20 protein-coding genes are annotated in these 24,715 nt (G+C 48.4%); 5 read left to right on the top strand and 15 right to left on the bottom strand.

Translation table 11 applies throughout. The features are described 5' to 3' along the window. Positions 1-57: 57 nt before the first annotated feature. The 8 genes from fabF to yceD all read right to left on the bottom strand — a co-directional run bounded on the left by fabF (position 58) and on the right by yceD (position 6,261). Positions 58-1,302 carry a beta-ketoacyl-ACP synthase II gene (gene fabF / locus J3369_RS11650; protein WP_349586954.1) on the bottom strand — a complete coding sequence of 415 codons (1,245 nt, stop codon included), beginning with the start codon at positions 1,300-1,302 and terminating at the stop codon, positions 58-60. 79 nt (positions 1,303-1,381) lie between these two features. Continuing rightward, the gene (gene acpP, locus J3369_RS11655; protein ID WP_012518211.1) at positions 1,382-1,621 is read right to left on the bottom strand and encodes an acyl carrier protein; all 240 of its coding nucleotides are present in this window, start codon (positions 1,619-1,621) and stop codon (positions 1,382-1,384) included. Between the two features lie 194 nt (positions 1,622-1,815). Beyond that, positions 1,816-2,556 (bottom strand): 3-oxoacyl-ACP reductase FabG, encoded by a 741-nt coding sequence (gene fabG / locus J3369_RS11660; protein WP_349586959.1) that lies wholly within the window; start codon positions 2,554-2,556, stop codon positions 1,816-1,818. Positions 2,557-2,577: 21 nt separating this feature from the next. Continuing rightward, positions 2,578-3,501, bottom strand: a complete 924-nt coding sequence (fabD, locus tag J3369_RS11665) for an ACP S-malonyltransferase (protein ID WP_349586961.1) — start codon at positions 3,499-3,501, stop codon at positions 2,578-2,580. Between the two features lie 47 nt (positions 3,502-3,548). Next, entirely contained in the window at positions 3,549-4,514 is a 966-nt protein-coding gene (locus tag J3369_RS11670) for a beta-ketoacyl-ACP synthase III (RefSeq protein ID WP_303574794.1), read from the bottom strand. Then, a complete protein-coding gene (gene plsX, locus J3369_RS11675; RefSeq protein ID WP_349586964.1) occupies positions 4,511-5,536 on the bottom strand; it encodes a phosphate acyltransferase PlsX in 1,026 nt (341 codons plus the stop codon). The genes J3369_RS11670 and plsX overlap by 4 nt, the downstream gene beginning before the upstream one ends. 17 nt (positions 5,537-5,553) lie before the next feature. After that, on the bottom strand, positions 5,554-5,724 hold the full coding sequence (gene rpmF / locus J3369_RS11680) for a 50S ribosomal protein L32 (RefSeq protein WP_119501522.1): 171 nt from the start codon (positions 5,722-5,724) through the stop codon (positions 5,554-5,556). A gap of 3 nt (positions 5,725-5,727) precedes the next feature. Continuing rightward, the gene (gene yceD, locus J3369_RS11685) at positions 5,728-6,261 is read right to left on the bottom strand and encodes a 23S rRNA accumulation protein YceD (RefSeq protein ID WP_303574797.1); all 534 of its coding nucleotides are present in this window, start codon (positions 6,259-6,261) and stop codon (positions 5,728-5,730) included. 189 nt (positions 6,262-6,450) lie between these two features. On the opposite strand from yceD, the gene J3369_RS11690 reads away from it, so the two are divergent. Beyond that, positions 6,451-7,077: a Maf family protein gene (locus J3369_RS11690; protein ID WP_349586968.1), complete on the top strand. Its 627-nt coding sequence runs from the start codon at positions 6,451-6,453 to the stop codon at positions 7,075-7,077. Here the strand turns inward: J3369_RS11690 and J3369_RS11695 are convergent. After that, positions 7,063-7,713 carry an HAD-IA family hydrolase gene (locus J3369_RS11695; RefSeq protein WP_303574799.1) on the bottom strand — a complete coding sequence of 217 codons (651 nt, stop codon included), beginning with the start codon at positions 7,711-7,713 and terminating at the stop codon, positions 7,063-7,065. The genes J3369_RS11690 and J3369_RS11695 overlap by 15 nt on opposite strands. Next, positions 7,703-8,653, bottom strand: a complete 951-nt coding sequence (gene rluC, locus J3369_RS11700) for a 23S rRNA pseudouridine(955/2504/2580) synthase RluC (RefSeq protein ID WP_349586972.1) — start codon at positions 8,651-8,653, stop codon at positions 7,703-7,705. Before rluC ends, J3369_RS11695 begins: the two co-directional genes overlap by 11 nt. Before the next feature lie 639 nt (positions 8,654-9,292). On the opposite strand from rluC, the gene rne reads away from it, so the two are divergent. Together rne and J3369_RS11710 are read left to right on the top strand one after the other, a co-directional pair. After that, on the top strand, positions 9,293-12,520 hold the full coding sequence (gene rne / locus J3369_RS11705) for a ribonuclease E (RefSeq protein ID WP_349586974.1): 3,228 nt from the start codon (positions 9,293-9,295) through the stop codon (positions 12,518-12,520). A gap of 85 nt (positions 12,521-12,605) precedes the next feature. Then, entirely contained in the window at positions 12,606-13,589 is a 984-nt protein-coding gene (locus J3369_RS11710; protein WP_349586976.1) for an oxidoreductase family protein, read from the top strand. Between the two features lie 32 nt (positions 13,590-13,621). Here the strand turns inward: J3369_RS11710 and J3369_RS11715 are convergent, their stop codons facing one another. Both J3369_RS11715 and topA read right to left on the bottom strand, forming a co-directional pair. Continuing rightward, on the bottom strand, positions 13,622-14,173 hold the full coding sequence (locus J3369_RS11715; protein WP_349586979.1) for a DUF2058 domain-containing protein: 552 nt from the start codon (positions 14,171-14,173) through the stop codon (positions 13,622-13,624). 7 nt (positions 14,174-14,180) lie between these two features. Next, positions 14,181-16,814, bottom strand: coding sequence for a type I DNA topoisomerase (topA, locus tag J3369_RS11720; RefSeq protein ID WP_349586981.1), 2,634 nt, complete (start codon positions 16,812-16,814; stop codon positions 14,181-14,183). 354 nt (positions 16,815-17,168) lie between these two features. Between topA and astB the strand changes: the two genes are divergently transcribed. Beyond that, on the top strand, positions 17,169-18,509 hold the full coding sequence (gene astB / locus J3369_RS11725; RefSeq protein WP_349586983.1) for an N-succinylarginine dihydrolase: 1,341 nt from the start codon (positions 17,169-17,171) through the stop codon (positions 18,507-18,509). Between the two features lie 72 nt (positions 18,510-18,581). On the opposite strand, the gene J3369_RS11730 is transcribed toward astB, so the two are convergent. Next, positions 18,582-21,221 carry an Ig-like domain-containing protein gene (locus J3369_RS11730; protein WP_349586986.1) on the bottom strand — a complete coding sequence of 880 codons (2,640 nt, stop codon included), beginning with the start codon at positions 21,219-21,221 and terminating at the stop codon, positions 18,582-18,584. A gap of 120 nt (positions 21,222-21,341) precedes the next feature. Here J3369_RS11730 and J3369_RS11735 point away from each other — a divergent pair, with 120 nt between their 5' ends. Next, a complete protein-coding gene (locus J3369_RS11735; protein WP_303574807.1) occupies positions 21,342-22,688 on the top strand; it encodes a dicarboxylate/amino acid:cation symporter in 1,347 nt (448 codons plus the stop codon). A 58-nt stretch (positions 22,689-22,746) separates the two neighbouring features. Here J3369_RS11735 and lolE read toward each other — a convergent pair whose 3' ends face one another. Together lolE and lolD are read right to left on the bottom strand one after the other, a co-directional pair. Next, on the bottom strand, positions 22,747-23,982 hold the full coding sequence (lolE, locus tag J3369_RS11740) for a lipoprotein-releasing ABC transporter permease subunit LolE (RefSeq protein ID WP_349586988.1): 1,236 nt from the start codon (positions 23,980-23,982) through the stop codon (positions 22,747-22,749). Further along, positions 23,979-24,665 (bottom strand): lipoprotein-releasing ABC transporter ATP-binding protein LolD, encoded by a 687-nt coding sequence (gene lolD / locus J3369_RS11745; protein ID WP_349586991.1) that lies wholly within the window; start codon positions 24,663-24,665, stop codon positions 23,979-23,981. The genes lolE and lolD overlap by 4 nt, the downstream gene beginning before the upstream one ends. Positions 24,666-24,715 lie beyond the last annotated feature (50 nt).

Below are 24,715 nucleotides of genomic sequence, written 5' to 3' on the forward strand. Positions count from 1 at the left end.
CTACACATCAGATACAAAAAAAGGCAGCGTGATGCTGCCTTTTCGCAATCAATTACATTAACCGTCAATACGTTTGAAGATTAATGAACCGTTAGTACCACCGAAGCCGAATGAATTACATAAGGCGTAAGGCGTATCGAATGATTTCGCTTTGTGTGCAACAAAATCAAGATCACAGCCTTCCCCCGGATTGTCCAGGTTGATAGTAGGCGGCGCCATTTTGTCACGCAGAGCAAGCACAGTGAAAATAGCTTCAACCGAACCGGCAGCACCCAACAGGTGACCGGTCATTGACTTAGTCGAGCTGACCAGTAGACGATGAGCATGATCACCAAATACCCTTTTTACCGCTGCAACTTCTGCAGCGTCACCAGCCGGCGTTGACGTACCATGTGCATTGATATAACCGATATCTTCACGGTTAACGCCGCCATCCAGTAAGGCGTTTTCCATAGAACGTGCTGCGCCTTCGCCATCTGCAGGAGGTGAAGTCATGTGATAGGCATCACCGCTCATTCCAAAGCCTGTCAGTTCTGCATAGATTTTGGCGCCACGGGCAACGGCAGATTCATAAGATTCCAGCATCATCACACCGGCACCTTCACCCATTACAAAGCCATCACGGTCTTTATCCCATGGACGGCTGGCTTGCTGCGGTGAATCGTTGTTTGAGGACAGCGCTCTGGCTGCCGCAAAACCTGCGATACCCAGCGGGGTAATAGAAGCTTCAGCACCACCTGCAAGCATGGCGTCAGCATCGCCGTAAGCGATGGTACGCGCTGCCACACCAATGTTGTGCACACCGGTTGTACAGGCCGTCACGATATTCAGGTTTGGCCCTTTCAGCCCTTCCATGATAGACAGGAAGCCGGAAATCATGTTGGTGATAGTAGAAGGCACAAAAAACGGTGAAACGCGCTTAGGACCGCTGTTCATCAATTTAACGTGGTTCTGCTCGATTTGTTCAAGACCGCCGATACCTGAACCTATAGCCACACCTACACGGTGAGCATTCTCATCAGTAATCGCCAGACCGGAATCAGCAAGAGCCTGCTTACCCGCGGCAATGCCGAGCTGGATAAACCGGTCCATCTTTTTTGCTTCTTTCTTTTCGATGTAATCTTGCGGGTCGAAATCATCGACTTGACCGGCAAAACGAGTGGAATAGTTACTGCAATCGAATAAGGTGATGTCACCGATACCACTTTCACCTTTTAACAGGCGGCTCCACGTGTCTTCAACATTAGAAGCCAGTGGTGAAAGCATACCCATACCAGTAACTACAACGCGACGTTTTGTCACAAAAAGCCCTCGTATTGGAACTAACGTTAGATACGAAAACGGCTCTTAACAGAGCCGTTTTCGCAAAACTCAAGAACGCTTACGCGTCTTTATTTGCGTTGATGTAGTCGATAGCAGACTGAACGGTAGTGATCTTCTCTGCTTCTTCATCAGGAATTTCAGTATCGAACTCTTCTTCTAAAGCCATAACCAGCTCAACAGTGTCGAGTGAATCTGCGCCCAAATCATCAACGAAGGAAGCTTCAGCTTTTACTTCTTCTTCTTTAACGCCCAGCTGTTCTACGATGATCTTTTTTACGCGCTCTTCGATGTTACTCATAATTCTAGGTTTCCCTTAACGTCACTAGATAAAAAAGTGCCGCTAGTTTATTTTGCAAGGGCTATCCTTGCAAGTACCAAGTGATGTAAATATCCTGGTCAAACCAGCAACCAACCAATTAATTCTACAATTTTTTAACACCAACACCCAAGCAAAACAAGGCTCAGGCACGAAATTGCTGCCAGATGGCAACATTAATTCATATACATTCCACCATTTACATGGATGGTTTCACCAGTGATGTACGCAGCGCCATCACTGACTAAGAAAGCAACAGTTGAAGCAATTTCTTCCGGTGCACCCAGTCTGTTTGCCGGGATGTCCTTAAAGATCGCTTCTCGCTGGTCGTCTGTCAATGCTTTCGTCATGTCTGTATCGATAAAGCCCGGAGCGACCACATTGATGGTGATACCGCGGGATGCCACTTCACGTGCCATAGATTTTGAAAATCCAATCACACCGGCTTTTGCAGCAGCATAGTTTGCCTGTCCGGCATTACCGGCACTGCCCACTACTGAACCAACATTGACGATACGACCATAACGCTTCTTCATCATACCGCGTAACACGGCTTTAGACAGCGTAAAGATAGATGACAGATTGGTTTCGATAATGTCCTGCCACTCGTCATCTTTCATTCGCATTAACAGATTATCACGGGTGATACCGGCATTATTGATCAGAATATCAATAGCACCAAATTCATCAGTAATGTTCTTCAGAACGGTTTCTACCGATGCTTTGTCTGTCACATTTAATGCCAGGCCTTTACCGCCTGATGCCGCTAAATATTCAGAAATAGCAGCAGCGCCATTTTCGCTGGTTGCAGTACCAACGACGGTTGCGCCCTGCGCAGACAGTGCTTCAGCAATGGCTTTACCGATACCGCGACTTGCGCCTGTTACTAAGGCGACTTTACCTGATAACTGACTCATAATTTTCCTGATTCTGAGTAATTAAAGATCAGCCAGTGTGTCCGGCGTATTTACCGCAACACTGGTTAATGCTTTATCAATTCGTTTAGTCAGACCGGTTAATACTTTACCCGGCCCCACCTCAATAATTTTCTCTACGCCCTGCGCGGCAAGGAACTCGACGGTACGGGTCCACTGCACCGGACAGTATAACTGACGTACGAGCGCATCTTTAATGGCTTCAGCAGAAGACTCTACGCTCACATCAACGTTGTTCACCACGTTAATCGCAGGTGCAGTAATGTTGATTGCAGCCAGTGCATCATCTAACTGGTCAGCAGCAGGACGCATCAGTTCGCAGTGAGACGGCACACTGACAGCCAGTGGTAACGCACGTTTTGCACCGACGTCTTTACATGCCGTTGCAGCTTGTTCTGCGGCAGCCTTTTCACCGGCAATGACCACCTGGCCCGGCGAATTGAAGTTAACCGGAGACACAACTTCACCGGTTGCAATAGCTGTTTGCTGGCAGCAATCAGCAATGGTTTCATCATCCAGCCCGATAATGGCATACATTGCCCCTGCTCCGGCCGGCACAGCCTGTTGCATGAACTGACCACGGGCTTCTACCAGCTTCACAGCGTCTTTAAATTCAATGGCACCGGCACAAACCAGCGCTGAATATTCACCCAGACTGTGACCGGCCAGGTAATCTACCTGAATCTGTTTTTCCTGAAGAATACGCCAGATGGCAACGCTGGCTGTCAGCAGTGCAGGCTGCGTGATGTGAGTCTCATTTAACTTGCCGTCTGCATCATTCTGCACCAGATCCCACAAGTCATATCCCAACGCGTCTGACGCTTCTTTAAATGTATCAATTACAACAGGGTGGCTTTCAGCCAGCTCTTTAAGCATGCCGACAGACTGGGAACCTTGTCCCGGAAATACACAAGCTGTACGAGTCATTATTGTTCCTTATTGTTATCTTTATCGTGCCGGTCTGCAGACCGGACTTAATATCTTACCAGAGCTGAAGCCCAGGCGAAGCCTCCGCCGAATGCTTCAAGAAGAAGATTCTGACCACGCTTAATACGGCCATCTCTGATAGCGGTATCCAGTGCTGTTGGCACGGTTGCAGCAGACGTGTTACCGTATTTCTCCAGGGTCAGTACAACCTGATCTAACGACATGTCCAGCTTTCTGGCAGTCGCTTTAATGATACGGAAGTTTGCCTGGTGCGGTACCAGCCAGTCAAGATCAGATTTTGCCATATTATTGGCTGCAAGAGTTTGTTCTACAGTTTCAGACAACTTAGTGACGGCCACTTTGAAAGTCTCATTACCTTTCATAGCACACCAGTTTTGTTCAACGGAAGATGCTACACCCCGCTGAGGATTACCGGCATAAAGTAATTCACCGTAAGAACCGTCTGCGTGAATATGGGTAGACAAAATGCCCGGTTCCTCACTGGCTTCAATAACCGTTGCACCTGCACCGTCGCCAAACAGAATGATAGTACCACGATCGGTCGGATCCATCATGCGGGTCAGACAGTCTGTACCAATAACCAGCACCCGTTTAGCCATACCAGACTTGATGTACTGATCGGCTATACTCAGGGCATAGCAATAACCGGCACACGCAGCGGCGACATCAAACGCAGGAATGCCGTTAATGTCTAGCATCGCCTGAATTTCACAGGCTGTGCTGGGGAATGCATGGGCTCCACTGGTAGTTGCACACACAATCATGTCGATGGACTTCGGGTCGATACCGGCAGCTTCTATAGCATGCTTACTGGCTTCAAATCCCATGGTGGCGGCTGTTTCGTCAGCACCGATAATTCGTCTTTCTTTAATCCCGGTACGTTCAGTGATCCATTCGTCACTGGTATCGACCATTTTTTCCAGGTCGGCATTAGTACGCACTTCACTGGGATAATAACTTCCGGTCCCGATAATTCGTGAATAATTGCTCAAAGCTGCTCCAACAAAACCGTTTCTATTTTACTTTTTATTTTCTCAGGAATGCCCATTTTGGCTTCTTGCATTGCCTGATAAATCGCATAGTAAAAAGCGTCAGCGGATGCGTTTCCGTGACTCTTGATGACAATGCCGCGCAATCCTATCAGACTCGCCCCGTTATACTGGTCGGGGTTCACCCTGTTGTAGATGCTTTTCAGCAGCGGCAACGCTATTCTGGCCATCAAACGGCTTAAAAGGTTCATTTGGGATTGTCGTTTTACTTCATTAACAACCAGTTTGGCTAAACCTTCGGTAGATTTAAGGGCAATATTACCGGTAAATCCGTCGGTCACCACTACATCGGCATAATCAGTGAAAATGTCATCCCCTTCCACATAACCTATATAATTCAGTGCGCTGGCATTTCTGAACAACTGATCGGCAATCTTTACCTGCGCATTACCTTTAATATCTTCTTCGCCTACGTTCAGTAGCGCCACTCTCGGCTTTTCAATACCGGACACTTCCTGCGCAAGTACACTGGCCATCACACCATATTGAAACAATATTTCTGACGTACAGTTTACGTTTGCGCCAAGATCAAGCAGAAACACTTTATGGTGACTGGCCGTCGGCATAGCTGAAACAAGGGCAGGCCGGTCAATACCGGGCAGAGTTTTCAGAAGATAATAAGCCATTGCCAGCAGCGCGCCGGTGTTTCCGGCACTGACACAGGCGTCAGCTTCCCCGGATTCCACCAGTTCAATAATGCGGCGCATAGAAGATTGCTTTTTATTACGCAACGCAAAGGCAGGTGCGTCGCCCATGTCAACAACATCGTCGCAATGTTCGATGGTGACTCTTGCACGTTGTTCCGGCAATAAATCAGCGACAGCAGGTTCAATGACGGACTGCTGGCCACATAAGATAAATTTGAAATCTGGATGTTGCCGGATGGCTTTGAGGGTAGCGGAAAGGATAACAGGGGGACCATGATCGCCCCCCATGATATCTAACGCGATGGTTAGCTTAGACAAAAGTTGTCACCTACTGATTAGCGGGCGATTACTTTTTTGCCTTTATAGTAACCATCTGCGGTTACATGATGACGACGGTGTGTTTCACCCGACGTTGAATCGACAGACAAAGTCGCGCCTGTCAATGCATCGTGTGAACGACGCATACCACGCTTAGAGCGTGTTTTACGATTTTGTTGTACTGCCATAACTTACTCCTGGTCTCGCTTAAGTTCTTTCAAAACCGCGAAAGGGTTTGGTCGCTCATGTTCCGGACTGATTTTACCGAATGTCATATCATCTTTACCAAGGCCGCAATCCTCCTCTGCATGAAGGGCTACGATAGGTAATGAGATAATCAATTCGTCTTCAAATAATTGAAGTAAATCGACTTCTCCGTGGTCGTTGACCTCTACCGGTTCATAGGCTTCGGGTAATGCATCTGCCTCTTCCTGATCTTGTCCCTGCACCGGACTAAAACAGAATTCGGTATGAAGTGAGTGTGGAAACTCGCCATTACACCTCTGACAGATAAGTGTTACCTGTGCGCTTAAATGACCGTGAAAGACAGTAAGACCCTGCGCGTCTTTTTCGAACTGTACTTCTGCGTTCACCCATTCATCACAGCTGACAACAGCTTCATTCAATCGTTCCAGATCTTTACTTGCGATAACACCCCGGTAATCGGAACGTTTCACAGCGCTTTTCACCGGATCGACGGTATGAGGTAATTTCACTTTCTGCATAGGGCGCGCATATTATAGATTTGGTATCTCAGTGTCAAAAGATTAATCGCCTTTTAGCCCGGATTCGACCGGTTGGCGGACAGATTGTCAGGTATTCGGGATAAAAACAGCCGGCGACTCGAAAATATCGCGGATTTATGGCTTACTCCCGCTACTCACCGGCACTCTATGTAACTGAAAGAGGAATTCATGTATCTATCCCCCCGCTTTATTCTGGCCACTTCTTCTGTTTACCGGCAGGCACAATTTGCTTCTCTCGGTGTTAATGCCACAATTATTGCACCGGATATAGATGAAAGCCAGTTACCGGATGAACAGCCGGGAGCACTGGCAGAAAGGCTGGCGGCAGCAAAAGCCGGTAAGGTCGCAGCAGTGACGAAAGACGGTATTGTTATTGCCGGCGACCAGGTGGCTTCCCTGACTACCGGCTCTGGCAACACAACTATACTCGGCAAACCCGGAACTCATGAGGCTGCAACGGAGCAACTTCTACTTAGCAGCAACCGCTGCGTGACATTCTATTCTGCCCTGAGCATAATTGACGCTGCCACAAAAAAGCAGACAACAGCCACCGAAATAACAAAAGTGCATTTCCGTTCTCTCTGTAAAACACACATTGAACATTACCTGCAGTACGAAAAACCCTATGACTGCGCCGGCAGCTTTAAGTCTGAAGGTAAAGGTACCCTACTGTTTGAACGAATTGAATCCCGTGATCCGAATGCCCTCATCGGCTTACCGGTTATGCTTCTGCGGGATATGCTTGCCGGTTACGGGATAGATTTATTGCTACTTGCCACTTCACTGACTGAGTAATAATGATTCCAGTTCAGCAATGCTGTGCACGACAGCCAGCGGCGTAAACCGTTCCAGATGAACCTGTGCATGCACCCCATAAGATACACCAATACGTGCTATGCCTGCGTCCTGCGCCATTTGCATATCGAAGGTGGTATCCCCGATCATTACAGCATCCGCCTTATCTACTCCGGCTTCGGCGAGCAGTTGCAGGATCATATCCGGCGACGGTTTGGACTCTGCGTCATCTGCACACCGTGAAAAGCTGAAAAAGTGGCCGGTATCTGTGTTCTTCCAGGCGCGGTCAAGCCCCCTCCTCGCTTTACCGGTAGCAACAGCAAGGGTTCGTCCGCTATTTTTTAACGATGTAAGCATCTGCTCTGCGCCGTTAAACATAGGGCTTGGTGTCTGGTCCTGTTCAATAAAAGCATTTTTATAGGCTTCAAACAGCCGGTCTGTCAGTGCTTCATCAGTAATATTAAATAGTTTTTGAATAGCCGGACGCAGGCTGATACCAATAATTCCGCCGACAGCTTCAGCCGATGGGATCGCTACTTCGCATTGGCGCGCAGCAAGCTGCATGCAATTTACAATTTTGGCCGCTGAATCCATCAACGTGCCGTCCCAGTCGAAAATAACAAACTTATACTTCATTTAACTGCTTTAACGCTCTGGTTAGTTGTTCATCAAGGGGCGCCTGAAAACGAACTGTCTCTCCGCTACCCGGATGTATGAACTGAATGCTGGCAGCATGCAGAAACAGACGCTTTAAATCACGGCTACGCATAGTGTCATCGAACTGTTCATCGCCATATTTGGGATCGCAGGCAATAGGATGACCGGCATGTAAACAATGCACACGTATTTGATGCGTTCTGCCTGTAATAGGAGATGCTTCTACCAGGGTGGTATCCTCATAGCGGGCAAGAATACGATAGCGGGTTTCTGATGGCTTACCGTTTTCATTCACGCTCACCAGTCTTTCGCCGGATTGCAGAACATTTTTCAATAACGGCGCTTTTACCTTAAAACGGTTTTCAGGCCATTGACCGGCGACCAGTGCCTGATAGCGCTTGTCCATTTGTCCGTCACGAAGCTGGGCATGCAGATGACGCAGTGCTGAACGTTTTTTAGCAATAATAATGCAGCCGGAAGTGTCCCGGTCGAGACGGTGCACCAGTTCCATAAACTGAGCATCGGGTCGTAGTGCCCTCAGGCCCTCAATCAAGCCGAAATTCAGGCCGCTGCCACCATGCACCGCAGTGCCGGAAGGTTTGTTAATGACCAGAATGCGGTCATCCTCGAACAATATACATTGCTCGAGTTCTGCCACCTTATCCAGTTTCGGATTCGGCGTATCTTTGGGTTCAGAGACCCGTACCGGCGGAATACGGATAACATCATCAGCCTGAAGCTTATATTCCGGCTTTACTCTGCCTTTATTTACCCGCACTTCACCTTTACGCAAAATACGGTAAATCATACTTTTCGGCACACCCTTTAACTGGGTACGCAAATAATTGTCGATGCGCTGCCCTTCGAGATCTGGCTCGATGGTAACGAAACGAACTTGTTGGGGGGTATCTTCTTTCATGGGCGGGAGTATACCTGAGCAAGTATGGATACGCTAAAGCTAAATAGCGCAAACCGGGACCATTTCAACAGACACTTGAGGGTTCTACCATTCTCGCGGATTGGTTAAAGAACAGCCGTTCTTATGCTCAGTTCTGTCTTTTATGTAATTAATTTCTGAATATGACGTTTTTTAGTACAAAAGGGAGTTAACTTTGCTTGCTAAACCGGAAACGTTGGTGAGATAATCACGTGTGATTTTGCAGTAAACATGCTGAGCAAAATCCGGTTCGAACTTAATTAATGAACCATAATATTGTGCGGACAACTGAATAAACGCATTCGTCCGGTTTATAAAGGCAGCACAAAAGCCTTTAGAACGTTGCACAAACTGATGAAAATAAAGTTCGCCGTTTAGCAAACAGAATTAAATTGACCTTTGCCCCTGTAATGACGGGGGTGAAAATGAAAAAAGATAGTAAGGGCCGTCGTTCCCGACACCCCGCATTTAATTGTCTGGCTTACTGAAAAATGCCGGTATTTATGGGTAATACGACTAAACAACAAATCCCGCACACAGCCGTGAGGCTGGGTGAAGCGTATTTGCACGTGTCATTTTGATTTTGTGTCTAAGCGGCTGTACAAAACAGAGTTAGATACAATGAAAAGAATGTTAATTAACGCAACTCAACAAGAAGAGTTGCGCGTTGCCCTGGTTGACGGGCAACGACTGTATGATCTTGATATTGAAAGCCCGGGTCACGAACAAAAGAAGGCGAATATATACAAAGGTAAGATTACCCGCGTAGAACCCAGCCTTGAAGCTGCTTTCGTAGACTACGGTGCAGACCGCCATGGCTTCCTGCCTCTGAAAGAAATTGCCCGCACTTACTTCCCGAAAGGTTATAAATTCGAAGGCCGCCCTAACATCAAAGATGTGATTAAAGAAGGCCATGAAGTTATTGTTCAGATTGATAAAGAAGAGCGTGGCCAGAAAGGTGCAGCCCTCACTACTTTCCTGTCACTGGCTGGTAGTTACCTGGTACTGATGCCGAATAACCCCCGCGCAGGTGGTATTTCCCGCCGCATCGAAGGTGATGAGCGAACGGATCTGAAAGATGCCCTGTCCCGCCTGGATTTACCGGACGGCATGGGTCTGATTGTCCGTACCGCTGGTGTAGGTAAATCTTACGAAGAACTGGAATGGGATTTAAAAGTACTCCTGAAGCACTGGGAAGCCATTTCAGAAGTCGCTGAAAGTCGTGCGGCGCCATTCCTTATCCATCAGGAAAGTAACGTTATTGTCCGTGCCATCCGCGACTATCTGCGCCGTGATATCGGTGAGATCCTGATTGATAAAACCAGCATTTATGAAGAAGCCCTGCAACACATTGAGCTGGTGCGTCCGGACTTTGCAAACCGTGTAAAACTGTACAAGGGTGACGTACCTCTGTTCAGTCACTATCAGATTGAAAGTCAAATCGAATCAGCTTTCCAGCGTGAAGTACGTCTGCCTTCCGGCGGTTCAATTGTTATCGATCCGACAGAAGCCCTGACATCCATCGACATTAACTCTGCCCGCGCAACAAAAGGCGGAGATATTGAAGAAACAGCGCTGAATACCAACCTTGAAGCTGCCGACGAGATTGCCCGTCAGTTGCGTCTTCGCGACTTAGGTGGTCTGGTAGTCATCGATTTTATCGATATGACACCGGTTCGTCACCAGCGCGAAGTTGAAAAACGTATGCAGGATGCTGTGCGCTCAGACCGTGCGCGTGTTCAGCTGGGGCGTATCTCGCGTTTCGGCCTGCTGGAAATGTCACGTCAGCGTTTACGTCCTTCTCTGGGCGAGTCAGCTCACCATGTATGTCCGCGCTGTTCTGGTCACGGTACGATCCGTGGTACAGAATCCCTTGCGCTGTCGATTCTGCGGATTATCGAAGAAGAAAGCATCAAAGATAATACCGGTCAGATTGAAGCTCAGTTGCCGGTACCGGTAGCGACCTATCTGCTTAATGAAAAGCGTAAATCAATCAATGTGATCGAGAAGCGCCATAACGTTTCACTGCTGTTGATCCCTAATCCTCACCTGGACACACCACATTACGAAGTTATCCGCCACCGTCCGGATGAAGTCATTTCTGATGCAAGCTATAACGTTGCCCTGAAAGAGCAGGACGAGACTGAGGCCTATCAACCGGCTGCAGCACCGGTAAAACGTGAAGAACCTGCATTGAAAGGCCTGGTTGCTCCGCCCCAGGCCCCGCCTGCTCCTGTAGCAGCGCCTGCAGCGAAAGAAGTCACTGTACCGGCAGCAACTGAAACCCTGTTTACAAAACTGGGCAAATGGATTTCTTCTGTACTTGGCGGTGAAGATAAGAAAGAAGAAGAAACAAAGGCTGAAGAGGATAAGCGTAGTCCGCGTAATAATCGCAATAATGACAACCGCAACAGAAAACCACGCAACAACCGTAACCGTCGTGGTAAGCAGTCTGAGAACAGCAATGAGCGTGATGAGAGTAAGCAGACTCAGAAACGCCAGGATGAAAAACGTAACAGCCGTCCTAAGCCCCGCCGTAAGCCGCAGGAGGATAAAAAGGACAAACCGGAACAGCAAAATCAAAACCATGAGGCCGAAACGCAAACTGACAATCAGGAAGCGCAGCCAGCCCGTAATAAGCAGGTTGCCGAGCGTCGTAAGCGTCGTGACAACCGCCGCAGCGTTCGTGTGAATAAAGACGCAGCGGATAAGTCAGCGACACAACAGCCTCATGCAGACAAATCTGACACTAAACCCTCTGCGGTTGAAGTAAAAGAAGCCGTCACTGAGACTGTACAGATTGTAGCACCTTCGGATACTCAGTTTGCTACAGAAACACCGGCCAACAGCCCTGAGCAGGGTCAAAACAGCCCTGAGCTGACTCAAGACAACCCGGAGCAAACTCAGACTGACGCTGAGCAGAGCAACACCGGCAAAGCTAAGAACACTGATGCACCTGCTCCTGCGGAAACGACAGAGCAAGCAGACAGTACTTCGTCGGACCAGGATGCTTCCGGGGAAGAAAATGGTCAGAAGCGTGAAAGCCGTGGCCGCTCACGTCGTTCTCCGCGTCATGTACGGGCAGCGGGTCAACGCCGTAAGAAGGAGCAGTCTCCTGCCGGTGATGGAGCAGAGGACAACGCACCACAGCAGGTAAGAGAGGTTTCCGAAGTTGCGGATTCTGATGCAGCTACCGGCGCAGTACAGGATGAACTGCAATTTGATATTGCACATCCTGAAGAAGATACGCAGGCTAAAAAGCCAAAATCAGTGAAGCCCCGTGTACGTGTTGACGGTGATCAACTGACCGCTGTACCGGCTTCTCCTGAGCAGGTTGAGATTAATCTTGCTGCCCATGCAGAACCAGAAACTGAACAGCAGAATACTGCTCAGGAAACGGAAAGTGCTACTCAGGAAGCACAGAGTTCAACTGAATCTGTAGCTGTTCAGAATACAACTGAAACGCATGCAGAAACACAGGCTACGGAATCGGTAGCTGAAGTTGCTGAAAAAGCAGCACCGGCATCGGAAGACCCTGTAGCTGCTACAGCAGAGAAAGAGTTGAAATCTGAAGCCGAAGCACCTGTTGCCAAACCTGCTGTTGCGAAAGCCACTGTCAGAGCGACCAGCAGCACCGGACAAAAATCAGCATCACATCCGATGGCATTGCCACCGGTTGTTGAAGCAGTGTTCAGTGATGTAACAACAGGCGCGATGAAAGATGAAAATCGCCCTGCACTGCTGGTGTCAGGTAAAGCAGCATCGGTATCACAGGCGACTTCATCCGCATCTGCGGCTATGACGTTACCGGCCAGTGCACCCGAAGCAGCAGTTGCAGAAGAAGCCTGAGGCTGACAGCCCTGTTGAGGCTGTCAATCCTTGCACTTGATTACAAAGCCGTACCTTGAGTACGGCTTTTTTAATGGTAAAAATAATGACTGATCTTTCAGTAAGCCCATATCTCAGTTGGCTGAACACTGTGTCCGGCACACAATACACCAACGCAACACTTATTCAGTCATTGTGGAGTGGTTACGGCGCCTGTTTCAGAGCGGTGAACAAATATACGGGTAAACCTGTAGTAGTAAAATGTATCCGGCCGGCAAACACAACAACACATCCCCGTGGCTGGCAATCAGATCACAGTCATCAGCGAAAGCTCCGCTCATTTGTAGTTGAGCATTATTTTTATCAGGAGCTGGCTCCGCTCACGAATTCAGCATGTAAAGTGCCTGACTATCTTGGCGGTAGTTCCGAAAGCGATAACAGAATGATCATCATGGAGGACTTATCTGCCTGCGGATTCCCGCTGACAACACACTCACTGACGCTGTCGCAGGCAAAATGCGTATTGCGCTGGCTGGGCGAATTCCACGGACGTTTTATGCATTGTTCTGATGAAAAGGTATGGAAGGAAGGTACCTACTGGCATCTGGGAACAAGACAAAGCGAATGGGAAGCCATGTCCGACTCTCCGTTAAAAAATGCTGCCGGGCAGATTGACGTCGCCCTTAAAAATGCCCGTTTTTCTACCCTTCTTCACGGAGACGCGAAAGTGGCGAACTTCTGTTTTAACGAACAATTTGACGATTGTGCCGCAGTTGATTTCCAGTACTGTGGTCACGGAGCGGGTATCAAAGACGTAGTGTATTTCATGGGAAGTGCGCTGAGTGATGAGGATCAGAGAAACGGTAAAGAAACCTGCCTCCAGCATTATTTCTCAGCGTTAAAAGATTCTCTTGCTAAACACTGTCCGCAAACCGATGCAGAAGCTTCAGAGGCAGAATGGCGGGAGCTTTATGATTTGGCAAATGCTGACTTCCACCGCTTTCTTGCAGGCTGGAGCCCTGAACACGTGAAAATTAACCGCGCGCTGCAAGACTCCACTGAAAATGCACTGGCGGGACTACAAAGCTGAAGTCCTGCCGGCGCACTACTGAATCGATGAAATTACCAGGTCAGGTCGTCCGGGATCTCGTAATCGGCGTACCAGTCCCCTTCGTCTTCCTGTTGACCTTCGTTATTACTGGTATCCAGGTCGGCACGGTAAACCACTACAGATTCATCACGCTGGGCAATTTTATCTGCAACCGGTGACGGTACCAGTTCATACGCACCGTCGAGAGCAACCACAGCCAGACGGCCTTTAGTCACCTGCTTATGTACAGCGGCTGAAACATACATGCGTTTAACCACATTTTCGTGGGTAAAGTTCAGTAAGGTATCACCGTCCCGGCTTTGTTTATTCACCGTGATAAGTTGCTTTATTTGCGCAGCAACAGAGCGCTTTTCACGCTCCTGTTGCTGTTCAGCATTTAACTGACGGTCCCGCTCTTTTTTCTCAGCAGTGGCCTGTTCAGCAGCGATTTTGGCAGCATCAGCTTCCACCTGCTGATTCTTATTCTTCAGCTTTTGCTTTTTACGCTTTTCCGCTCTGGCATTCTTTGCCGAATTTTTATCGGCCAGACCTGCCTTTAAGAGTTGATCCTGTAATGAAGCCACCTGACACCTACTTCTTTTTCTTGTCCTGAGTTACCCATTTGCCATCCTGATACCAGGACGACCACCCTGTTGATTTACCGCTGTCATTTTCAGACATAACGTATTGCTGCTTAGTTTTTCTGCTGTAACGCACAATGGACGGATTACCTTCCGGATCCTTTTGCGGCGCATCAGCCAGATAGTAAAACTTACGCGAAATACGATCTCTGAAACGGGCCAGTTCCTCAACTTTTGGCGCACGGGTTTCTCTTGATTTAGGGAAATTATGTGCAGCCAGGAAAATACCGGAGGCACCGTCACGCAACACAAAGTGTGCATCAGACTTCTCACAAGGCAATTCAGGTAAATCCACCGGATCTTCTTTTGGTGGCGCAGCTTCCCCGTTACGCAGCAATTTGCGGGTATTCTTACATTCTTCGCTGGTACAACCGAAGTATTTACCAAACCGGCCGTTCTTCAGTTCCATATCGCTGCCGCACTTATCACATTCGATAACAGGGCCGTCGTAACCTTTGATCTTAAATGTACCGGCTTCCACGTATGTACCCGGACAGGTCGGCGTGTTACCACACACATGCAGTTTACGCTTTTCATCTACCAGATAGCTGTCCATTGCCGTACCACATACATCACAACGGCGCTTAGCCCGCAATGCTTCGGTTTCCAGCTCTTCTTCGTTATCGACCTTCACCACTTCGTCACCCGGTGTCAGGTTCATGGTGTTGGTGCAACGCTCTTTCGGAGGCAGGTTGTAACCTGAGCATCCTAAGAATACACCGGTAGATGCGGTACGGACGTTCATTTCACGGCCACACTTGTCACATTCAATACCTGCCGGGACCGCCTGATTGGTGCGCATTCCACCTTCTTCAGCGTCCTTTTCTGCTTTCAGTAACTTGGCGTAGAAATCGTTGTAGAAACTGTCGAGAACCTGCTTCCAGTTTTTCTTACCTTCTGCAATGTCATCGAGATGCTGTTCCATATTGGCAGTGAAATCGTAACTCATCAGGTCATCGAAATTTTCCATCAGACGATCGTTAACAATTTCACCCATTTTTTCAGCATAGAAACGTTTATTTTCCAGCCGGACATAACCACGGTCCTGAATCGTGGATATAATGCTGGCGTAAGTAGAAGGCCGGCCAATGCCACGTTTCTCAAGCTCTTTTACCAGTGAAGCTTCGTTAAAACGAGCCACAGGTTTAGTGAAGTGCTGTTTAGGATCCAGGGCTTGCAAATCAAGGGCTTCGCCCTGCTTCACGTCCGGCAGTAAGAGTTCTTCATCACCCTTCTTACGGATTTGTGGCTGTACCTTAGTCCAACCGTCAAATTTCAGTACCCGGCCCTTCGCCACCAGTTCGTAATCACCGGCAATTACACGGATCGTAGTGGCATCATATTTTGCGTTTGTCATCTGACACGCAACAAACTGACGCCAGATCAGCTCATACAGGCGCTGTGCGTCTCTCTCCATCTCTTTAAGCGATGCAGCCTGCACATTTACGTTTGAAGGACGAATCGCTTCGTGGGCTTCCTGAGCGCCTTCTTTGCTACCGTAACGGATAGGTGAATCCGGCAGATACTTGCCACCAAAATTATCGTCGATGTAAGCACGGCAATTATCCAGCGCTTCCTGACTCAGATTCGTTGAGTCTGTACGCATATAGGTAATGTGACCAGCTTCGTACAATCGCTGAGCCAGCATCATGGTTTTCTTAACACCAAAACCAAGACGGGTACTGGCCGCCTGCTGCAGAGTAGATGTAATAAACGGTGCTGACGGTTTACTTTGCGTGGGTTTAGACTCACGGCTTTCAACCACGTATTGCGCTTTTTCCAGTTCGGCCAGCGCTGCATCGGTTTCTTTCTTATTAACCGGTTTAAACGCTTTATCGCGGTAACGGTTAACCAGCATACGCAGTTGCTGTTTCGCGCCTGATGTTACATCTGCATGTACGTCCCAGAATTCTTCCGGTACAAAAGCCTTAATTTCCCGCTCACGCTCGACTACCAGACGCACGGCGACTGACTGCACACGACCGGCAGACAAACCGCGGGCAATTTTCTTCCACAACAGCGGTGACACCATGAAACCCACAACACGGTCAAGGAAACGTCTTGCCTGCTGGGCATTTACGCGATCAGTGTTAACCTCGCCGGGATGAGAGAAAGCTTCCTGAATGGCGTTTTTGGTGATTTCGTTAAACACCACGCGCTGATAGGTTTTATTCTTCTCGCCAAGCAGTTCCCGCAGGTGCCATGCAATGGCTTCCCCCTCGCGGTCCAAATCCGTTGCGAGATAGACGGTGTCAGCATCTTTTGCGAGCTTCTTCAGCTCATTGACAACTTTTTCTTTGCCCTGAAGCACCTGGTAATGTGCTTTCCAGTCTGCTTCGGGGTCGACGCCCATGCGATCTACCAGTTTACGGTATTCATATTTGCGCAGATATTCTTCCCGCGCATCATCGCTTAATGTTTTCAGTTCTTTTGCCGTTTTTTTGGGCTCAACATTGCCGACCGCCTTCGTAGGCAGGTCGCGCACGTGGCCAACAGAAGATTTTACGATAAAATTTTTACCGAGATATTTATTTATCGTTTTTGCTTTTGCTGGTGACTCGACAATAACCAGTGATTTTGCCATAAAAATTGATTAAACCTGTTCGTAATCAGAGATTTATATCATCTCATTGAATAATAAAGGGTATAAAGAAGTGATGGTGCACAACCCTTTCTTTTTTTAACATATATCTACAAAGTGAATGGAAAACAAGATCTTCTTAATAGTTATTCTGTCGCCTGCTTCAAATACCGCCACAAACCGTTCACTTTTTAATCACTCACATTGGCAAGGCCATTAAAAACCGTATAATGCCGCCAATTCAGTGAGCAAAAAAGACGGTTTATTTGCTGCCTTCCCCTGCTTTATTTGGGTTCTTACGCTAAATTCAAGCAACGGCCGGCAGTCATTCATGATCCATTTCCAAGAGGCAATTCCATGCAGCAATTTGAAGTAAATTTTGACGGACTCGTTGGCCCTACTCATAACTATGCGGGGTTATCAACCGGAAACGTTGCATCTCAAAATAATGCCAATGCTGTCAGCAATCCAAAAGAGGCGGCAAAACAAGGTCTGGCGAAGATGAAAGCACTGGCCGATATGGGAATGAAACAAGGTGTTTTAGCGCCGCAGGAGCGTCCTGACATCGCCATGCTGAGACGTCTGGGCTTTTCCGGTTCAGATGCACAGGTTCTTGATAAAGCTGCAAAGCAGGCGCCTCAGGTCTTTCTTGCCTGTTGCTCCGCCTCAAGCATGTGGACAGCCAATGCAGCAACAGTTTCACCCGGTGCTGACACACTGGACGGCAGAATTCATTTTACCCCGGCCAATCTGACCAATAAGTTCCACCGTTCCCTTGAACCGGCGGTGACCGGTGCCATTTTGCAGGCAACCTTTGATGATGACAAATACTTCGCTCACCATACTCACCTGCCCGATAACGAGCATTTCGGCGACGAAGGCGCGGCAAACCATACCAGACTGTGTACTGAATACGGCAAAGCCGGTGTAGAACTGTTCGTTTACGGCCGGTATGCGTTTAACCAAAGTAAACCTGCACCGGTGCGTTACCCTGCAAGACAAACGTTTGAAGCCTCACAGGCTATTTCCCGTCTGCACGGTCTGAAAGATGAAAAAGTGGTGTATATCCAGCAGAATCCGGATGTGATTGATCAGGGAGTCTTCCACAACGACGTGATTTCAGTAGGTAACCAGAACGTCCTTTTCTATCATGAGCAGGCCTTTTTGAATACCGGCTCTGTACTGAAAGAAATTCGCCGCAAATTTGGTGAAAGTCCGCTGCACTTCATTGAAGTACCTACCAGTGCTGTTTCTGTAATGGACGCGGTCAGTACCTATTTGTTTAATACTCAAATCATCACCCTGCCGCAGGGTCACATGGCAATTATTGCACCGGCAGAATGTCAGGAAAACCCGGCAGTTTCTGATTATTTAAACACTCTCACAGCCATGGACACGCCGGTAAAAGAAGTGAAATACTTTGATGTTAAGCAGAGCATGCGAAACGGCGGTGGTCCGGCTTGTCTACGGTTACGCGTAGCCATGAATGAGAGAGAATTAAAGGCCGCAAACCCGCATACGCTGATGAATGACATCCTGTTTGCCCGTTTGAATCAGTGGGTGGAAAAACACTACCGTGACCGCTTGTCTGAGCAGGATTTACGTGACCCGCAGTTACTCACAGAAAGCCGCACCGCACTGGATGAACTGACACAAATCATGAAACTCGGTTCGGTCTACCCCTTCCAGCAGGTTTAATTAACCCTTTCGGACAGGCAGATATGAAAAAGCCGTCACTTCAGGTGACGGCTTTTTTGTCAGGGAGCTGAATCACTCAGCATCTGTACATTGGCTACTCACTCCGAACGGACTGGAAGGTGGCTGAATATTTTCATTCGAAGCATCATCTGCAGCGATTGCGAACAGATACTTCATACTCGCACTGGCTTCACTACCTGTAGACTGTGCAAATACAGAAATCTCAGCTTCGTAAAATCCAGCATATTCTCTGGGATAACGGAGTTCCAGCGTTGCCTGCCCATTTTCATCGGTCTCGTTGATACCATCCTTGAATGTCAGTGAACCAACAATACCGGGGGTCAGGAAAGTATCACGGTTAATGTCTTCGCCATTGGAAAAGTCTGTAGTATCCGAAGCCAGGCGCTGAGCATTAAAATTGCCTGAATCTAAAATACCGTTTCCGTTAATGTCTTCGTTCACACATTCGGCGGTATAGGTACCCAGAATATTCCCGTCTGAATCGACATCACGGATAACCCATACAGGGTCAACCCATACCCAATATCCCTTGTAGAATTCACCACCATCGGCATACTTTACAGGTGTAGACGATGCAGTCAGCGACACCCCTTCAATTGGCTGTCCCACCGAATCCGTTACAAACACAGCAAACTCTTTGAGGTATGTTGTGCTATCGGGTTTTTCAATTTCATTACCGGTACCGATTGATACGTCAAATGCCCGGTTTCCTACAGTAAGTGTCACATCGCCGGTTACAGCGACATCATCAACCACTGTTGCTGTTACCATCACCGCATCTTCGCTGGTTACTGCGCCGGATGTGAATACTGTTGAAGCAATACCGTTACTGTCAGTGGTTGCCTGTGACGGTGAAATGGAACCGGTACTGGTGTCGTTCACTGTAAAGCTGACAACTTTGCCCTTCACCAGGTTGCCCGCAGGGTCACGGACTATCGCAGTAATGGTACTGGTTTGTCCGTCAGGGCCAATCTGATCAGGAGACGCATCCACATAAAGGCTGTCAGCATCGGTGGCAATAAACTCTATATCAACTGTCGCACTCACTTCATTACCGTCACCGTCCACGCCGGTTGCAGTTACAGAAGATAAGCCGGCATTGGTTGACGCGATATCAAAGGACAACTCACCGTTAGCGTCGGTAGTACCGCTTTCATCGCCCGGGCGAATATCACCACGGGATGCAGTAAAAGTTACTGTTCCGCCGGCAAAAGGGGCATTGTCTTTGTTCCAGCTCACTGTCAGTGTGGTGTAATTCGCTTCTTCATAGCTGTCATCCGGTGCAACAGCCACTTCTTCCGCAGGCACTGTGGTAAAGGAGAAGTCATCTTCCTGTACGGTGACTGTGAAACTGCCAATGGCATTTAACGCAGACGCTGTCACCGTGGACGAACCTGATTCGGTACCGGTAAATTGCACGGTAGCCTGACCATTCGCCCCTGTAGTGACAGAAGATGCTGATAATTCGCCGGATGTTGCAGCCAGTTCGATGGCCTGATTAGGAATATTTGTGCCGTCCGAGTCCTGAACCCGCAACGTCAGAGTGGTGGAATCATTAATAGTAATTGAGCGGGCACCGTTAATAGTGACCTCAGTACCTGAAATCTCAATGTCGATGGTTTGCGTCAGGTCGCCGGCGGCGGCAGTCACGGTGACAGTGCGGTTGGCAGCATTATTCTGGCTGGTCAGTCTGGCTGTTGCCGTACCGTTTTCCAGTGTCTGGCTGTCAACCTGCTGAATTTCTACACCGGCTGAAGAAGGTGCAGAGAATGACACATCAACCCCTTCCATTAATACGCTCTGAGCATTTTTAACCAGTGCAATTAATTCAATGTCATCTGAACCGCTGGAAGCCAGTTGTACCGAAGTGGTGTACAACTCAAGAACAGCCGGAACTTCCGTGATCACAGAAGCGCCTTCAGAGGAAAAAGTGGTAGAAGCAGTCGTACCGTCAGGTAATGTAGCGGTGACTTCACCGTCACCTGAGGCACTGCCAACAGCAAGACCGATAGTCGCTGCGCCGGTATCATCAGTGCGGGCGGTAGCCGTGTCGTTTGAGAAAGTGGCAATATTTTCATCAGATAACGTGAAATCAATCAGGGTATCGGTAAGAGGATTATCGAACTGATCGGTAACACTGACGTTGAGGATCAGTGCATTGTCTGATGCAAGATTACGGTCAGCCTCACCCGTCTGGTTTACCAGAGTCAGCGAAATTGTATAGACCGCGTTTTCATCCGAACTACTGCCGGACGAGGTAAATGTCGTTGTGCCTTCAGTACCATCAGGTAAAGTGGCTGTGATCTGACCATCACCGGCTGCTGTGCCAACGGTAAGATCAATAGTAGCGACACCGGCATCATCTGTACGCGCTGTACCGGTATCATTACCGAAAACAGCCAGTTCTTCATTAGATAATGTGAAGGTAATTAAGGTGTCTGCCAGCGGCGCCCCGTCATTGTCAGTCACTGTCGCGTTCAGTGTGAGCGGGTTATCTGTCGCAAGATTACGGTCAGTCTCATCATTCTGGTTTACGAGAGCAAGGGAAACCGTGTAAGTTGAGTCAGTGTCGTCAGAGTCTCCTGAGCCGCTACTGCTGTCGGATTCACGCTCTAATGAGCCGCCGCCTCCGCAGGCAAATAATAAGAACAGCATACTGAACAGCGTCAGAGACTGGGAAAGTGTTTTCATAGTTGTCTTCCTGGACCTCTAGTAAATGACAATACTGAAATATTTTTCATTTCAATCTGATAAGATTCTGGCACACTAAAGCTATAACAAAATCAATAACATTGTTGTTAGGGAACCCACATGTCTCAATCTGCTAATAAGCTTAGCCTCACTGCCAGAATCTTTATCGGCATGGGCGCCGGAATCATTACCGGTTGGTTACTTCAGCTTCTTTTCGATAATAGCGGAGATTTTCGCTTTTCGATATTCGGCTTTGAATTTTCCACGTATACCTTTTTGGTAGAAGGTATATTCTCCACAATCGGTGCAATCTTCATCGCCAGCCTGAAAATGTTGGTCGTCCCGCTAGTGTTTATCTCACTTGTATGCGGTACGTGCAGTTTATCTGATCCCGGAAAACTGGGTCGTCTGGGCCTCAAATCCGTATCGTTATATATACTCACAACAGCTATCGCAATTACACTGGCCATCAGTCTGGGATTAGTTGTTAGTCCCGGCAGTAACGTATTAATGCCCACCGATGCAAGCTATGTGGCTAAAGAAGCCCCTTCCTTCTCTCAGGTTATTATTAACATGTTCCCTACCAACCCCATAAAATCCATGGCGGAAGGAAACATGCTGCAAATTATTATCTTCGCCGTGTTGTTCGGTGTAGCTATGGCGATGACCGGCGATGCCGGCAAACGTCTGGGCGCGGTATTTGAAGATTTAAATACGATTATCATGAAGCTGGTTACCATTATTATGAATCTGGCGCCATACGGTGTGTTCGTATTAATGGCCAAACTGTTCAGCACCATCGGTGGTGATATGCTTGGCAGTCTCGCGAAATATTTTTTCCTCGTATTAGTCGTGCTTATTCTGCATGGTACGATTGTGTATTCAGTGCTTCTTAAAACCATGACCGGTCTTAGCCCGTTTACCATGATTAAGAAAATGCGCGACGCCGCCCTGTTTGCTTTCACCACATCCAGCAGCAGCGCCACCTTACCGGTGACCATGGAAACTGCACGTAACAAACTGGGCGTGGGCAAATCGGTTTCTTCTTTCACGCTTCCGCTGGGTTCGACCATCAACATGGATGGCACTGCCATTATGCAGGGTGTAGCCACCGTGTTTATCGCACAGGTTTATGGAGTGGATCTGACACTTGGTGATTACATTATGGTGGTCTTCACCGCCACACTGGCTTCAGTAGGTACGGCAGGTGTGCCGGGCGTAGGCCTTATAATGCTTGCTATGGTACTGCAACAGGTGAATCTGCCTGTGGAAGGTATCGGTTTGATTATCGGTGTCGACCGTTTACTGGATATGACCCGTACTGCCGTTAACATCACCGGTGACTGTATGGTTTCCTGTGTGGTGGCAAAGAGTGAAGGCGAACTGGATGAAGCGGTTTACAATGACCCTGATGCCGGCATAAAAGAAGAAACGGTGGACTTCGAACACTTCGATAAAAATGCTTAAAAGAAAAAAGGTGGCCCCGGCCACCTTTTTTTTATGCTCAGAACACACAACATTATTGCTAACCGTTCAGTGCTCTTGCCGGATCAACCTTTACTGCCCTTGAAGCCGGATACCATGTTGCCAGCAAACACAATACAAAGGCAGTCGATACAGTAATAACCACGTCCTGCCACTGCAATTCTGACGGCAGAAAATCGATAAAGTAAATATCTCCGGACAACACCGTTATGCCTGTCAGCTTTTCAATAAAAGCGACAATGGCAGAAAGATTAGGCGCCACGAATACCGCTGCCACGGTGCCGCAAACAATGCCGGTTACGCCGTTGATAAGGCCCTGAATCATGAATGTGCGGCGGATAAGACTGTCTCCTGCTCCCATGGTTTTCAGGATTGCTATGGCTCCCTGTTTTTCCCTGACGGCCATCACCAGAGTGGACACAATGTTAAAACAGGCAACGGCAATCACCAGGGTCAGTGAAATCATCACAACAACACGCACCAGTTGAATATCGTTATAGAGGTGTCCCTGGGTACGCATCCAGTAGGAAATATAAACCGCCTGGCTGAAATCATAACCAATACTGCGCATGGTGTCATAGGCGTCGTAAGGATCTTTCAGCATAAAACGCAGGCCCTGGGCACCGGTGGTTACGCCGGATTCCTTTGATGCGGTGTTCAGGTGCATCATCGCCAGGTAATTATCCATTTCACCGCCCACGTTCAGACTGCCTGCTACAGTAAGATGCATCAGATGGGGGGCTTTGAATGCCATATTATCTGTCGCTGTCGGGATCAGAACACCTATGCGGTCACCAGCCGATAACGACAGTTTCTGTATCAGTCCCTGCCCCAGCAAAATTTGATCATCGCCCGAGGTAAACTGTTGCCAGCCGGCTTTCGTCACCTGATCCCGCCAGCGGTCATGACTGGCGCGGCTGATATCAAGACCGGTAATTTCGACAGCTTTCAGGCTACCCTTATGCTGCAACATACCGGTAATTTTTGTATAAGGCTCAATGCTCTCCACTCTGGGATCCTGCTCAAGGCGGGCTATCTCTTCTTCCCAGTTTTCAATGCCTTCACTGTTAACGGCGTAGAGTTCGCCATGAGGGATAACAGCAAGTATACGGTTCAGCAATTCCCGTTCGAAACCGTTCATTACCGACAGCAAAACAATGAGCACAAAACACCCCAGACCAATCCCTACCGTGGAGGAGAAGGAGATAAAAGAAATGTAGCCATTTTTTTGCTTGCCGCGCCGGAAGCGAGATGCAAGTTGCCATGCCAGATTCAACCTGCCGCCTCCCCGTGAAGCAATCCGTCTTTAATATGCAAAGTGCGGTTCATTCTTGCAGCCAGCGCATTATCGTGGGTCACGACAACAAAACTGGTGCCCAGGCTTTCACTGAGAGATGTCAGTAAACCGTAGACCTGCTCGCCAGTTTTATTGTCCAGGTTTCCGGTGGGCTCATCGGCCAGAACCAGAGCGGGACGATTTACCAGCGCACGGGCAATTGCAACCCTTTGACGTTCACCACCTGATAACGCGGATGGCTTATGCATCAACCGGTGCGTTAACCCCACCTGTTCCAGCATGTCAGTTGCCGCCTGTTTTGCCTTTTTTTCCGGCATACCGCCAATCAGTAAGGGCATGGCTGCATTTTCCAGTGCTGAAAACTCAGGGAGAAGATGATGGAACTGGTAAATAAAACCAATTTTCTGATTGCGCAGTGCCGCAAGCTGAGACGATTTCATACCTGTCATAGACTCGCCATGAAACCAGACTTCACCTTCGGTAGGTTTGTCCAGGCCGCCGAGAATATGCAGTAAGGTACTTTTTCCTGAACCCGAACTGCCGAGAATAGCGACATGCTCAGAGGTCTGTACGGTAAGTGACACATCAGAGAGAACCGGCGTATCGGTTTCGCCGTCATGATAAGTTTTTGAAATCCCGCGACACGCGAGTAGTGCATCCATATGAAATCTAGCTTCCGGAAGTAATTCTACCTGAGCGAATACTAACGTGA

The sequence above is a fragment of the Alteromonas sp. NFXS44 genome (assembly GCF_040148705.1).
In the GTDB taxonomy this organism is placed as follows: Bacteria; Pseudomonadota; Gammaproteobacteria; order Enterobacterales; family Alteromonadaceae; genus Alteromonas.